Raw genomic sequence first — 2583 nt, 5'->3', positions numbered from 1 at the left:
TGGCTGCACACCTACAATCACCACCGCGGACACACCGCCCTCGCAGGCAAACCACCCGCCAGCCGCGTCCCCAACCTCACAGGGCAATACACCTAAGTTAGGGAACTGGGCGCAGGCCCCCTCCTTGGTACGCGCCGATGTTCGGCCTGCGGTCCCAGGGGAGCTCAATGCCGAAGAAGTCACGCCATGCCACAGGTGCTACGTGAGCGAAAATACCCTGGCCAGCTCGGTCGAAGCTCGCCTGTCCCCAGATGCCGCTGCGGATGGCTGGACTGCCCCACGCCAGTCGGTATGACGCTGCAGAATAATACCCTTCGCCCCCCGTGAACCTGGGCATGCCAAGTACCGGACGTGAATCCAGACCGATGATATCAGTGGAGGTATTTCCCGGCACAAATAGGTTATTGGTAACGACCAAGTTCCCCGCAGAACGATTATTGAAAAGGGGGCCGACGCGCGCATCACCCAGAGCCGCAAAGATATTGTTAAATATTCTGCCGTCGTTTGTCCCCTGAATCCAGAAGGGGTGATTTCCCGACCTTCTGGTCATGAAAGTGTTATTGTAGATCCAAATTCCAGAGTTCTTCTCCCATCCACTAAGGAAAAGCATTCCGCCGTGCGGTCTACCATTGATACTAACAGGCTTTCGATAGCCGTCATTTATGCTGATATTGTAGCGCACGATGACATCCGTGTTGTCGCCCAAGATTTCCAGTCCATACCCAGCGTTTTCAAACACGCGATTATATTGCAGGAGGATATGCTTATTGTGTAAGTCGACATGAATGCTGGACGAGTCCCCAGATCCTTGCGATCCGTAAACAGTGTTGCGCTGGGCGACAACGTACTGGGAATTATAGAACCAAGCTCCGCTACCTCGCCCGATCTGCCGGGGAAATTGCTTGCTACCAGCCAAGTTGATGGTGTTTCTCTCCAGTAGTACGTTTGTTGACGAGTGAACCAGAAGGCACGAGCCGCCAGTACGGTCGCATCTATTATCACGGAAGGCTGAATTTCTGACACCCAAGAATTGTGCACCAAAACGCGTGCCGCGAAGGAAGTTACTACTCCGCACCACAATGTCCCCAATAACGGCACGTTGAGGCTTTAGTGATTGGAAGACAAGGCCAGACTGGTAGTTACTGTCAAAATCGGGCCGAATTGTGATGGATGACACATCACGGAGGGTAAGGCGGTCCACTCGGAAGTGGGTCAGGTTTCGGCGCCCCGTATTGACTACCAGAAGCCCGAACGCGGCGGCGTCGGAAACGCCGTCACGGTGCTTTGTTCGATTATTGGTGACAGTGAGGTCTCTGAAATGGATGTGATCCTGGTCCTGCACCAGGATCGGCGCCAGAACCGCGCCTCTACCGTCAGGTGGCGACGACCCATCGATGACCGGTTTAGGACCGCTCCCGTAGGCCCCGAACACGATGGGCTTGCCTGCAACGCCTGACCTGTTGACCCTGAGCGTGCCACGGAACGTGCCAGACCGCTCAAAGAGCACCTGACTTCCCGGGGCGAGATCCGCAAGGCTGACCTTAGACAAGGACCTCCAGGCGGTCGCTGGGGAAAGACCACTTTTTCTATCGTCGCCGTCCGGCCTGACATAAAACGTCCTGGCGATGGCGACTGCTGGCTTCTGCGCCTTCGAGCCGAGCAGGAACCCGTCGGAATTATTCTGCGACCACTCGACTCCGCTGGCGGCACGACCGGGACCCGTCAATGCCGAAGCCGCTGCCGCTGCCTGCAGCAAGCCCAACGACCCAACCGTGCCGATCCCAAGCACCATTGCCAGCAGGCGCCTTGAAAAACTCTTATCCATCTTCCTCACCGTCCGATCATGGAGGCCATTTACATCCAAGAGCTTCACCTTCCCTAAATATGACGAGCCCTCGTGTCGACGGTGCAGAGCTGTGTAGGGCACCTTTGTCTACGACAGTCGGAATGCGGCCCGTCAGGACTGAACAAGGTCACCCAAGCGCTCAAACCCCCTCTGCACCGCCCCACCGAGGACGCGGCCAGCACCGATTGCTGATCGTGCTTTCAACGTGATCTTCAGTCAAGGAGTAAATAACGCTCTGACGGGAAAACTCCACGGTCAGGTGGGCATGGCGAGGTAGCCCCCCGGCCTGGTGGTTCCGGGGGCTGTTGGTCGTGTCGGCGGTGGTGTGTCAGACGCCTGCCGTGGTGAGGGCCACGTCGTGGCCGAGGGCGGTGAGCTGGCGGACGAGGTCGCGGGTCGTGCGGGCGGGGTCGAGGTTTCTGGTGTGCCAGTCGTGGCCGAGGTCGCGGTAGCGGGCGGCGGGGTCGCTCAGGAGGTGCCAGGCGGCCACGAGGATGGAGCGGGCGACGGCGACCAGGGCCTTGAGGTGGCCCCGGCGTTTGACGATCCGTTTGTAGCGGGCTCCGAGGAAGGTGTCGGTCCGCGCGGCGGAGACGGCGGCCTCGCCGAGCGCGCCGCGGAGCCAGGGGTTGCCCTTGCCCGCGGGCCCGGAGGTGTTCTTGGGCCCGGACTGGAAAGTGCGGGGAGACAGCCGGGCCCAGGAAGCCAGATGGCCGGCGGTGGGGAACACACTCATG

At 59.5% G+C, this 2583-nt stretch carries 2 protein-coding genes; both read right to left on the bottom strand.

Annotated features, from left to right (window positions below):
* Positions 1 to 97 precede the first annotated feature (97 nt).
* On the bottom strand, positions 98 to 1825 hold the full coding sequence (locus tag ABZX75_RS34185) for a right-handed parallel beta-helix repeat-containing protein (RefSeq protein WP_355418103.1): 1728 nt from the start codon (positions 1823 to 1825) through the stop codon (positions 98 to 100).
* A 349-nt stretch (positions 1826 to 2174) separates the two neighbouring features.
* Positions 2175 to 2583: transposase (locus ABZX75_RS34180; RefSeq protein WP_355418100.1), on the bottom strand; the 409-nt coding region annotated here is incomplete at its 5' end.

It is taken from the genome of Streptomyces sp. NPDC003038, assembly GCF_040611115.1.
Taxonomy (GTDB): domain Bacteria; phylum Actinomycetota; class Actinomycetes; order Streptomycetales; family Streptomycetaceae; genus Streptomyces.
This window is presented reverse-complemented; position numbering and strand designations above follow the sequence as displayed.

What these genes read in the sequence shown, in the direction of transcription:
- ABZX75_RS34185 (WP_355418103.1), bottom strand. Translation starts at nt 1,825, where the DNA reads ATGGATAAGAGTTTTTCAAGGCGCCTGCTGGCAATGGTGCTTGGGATC.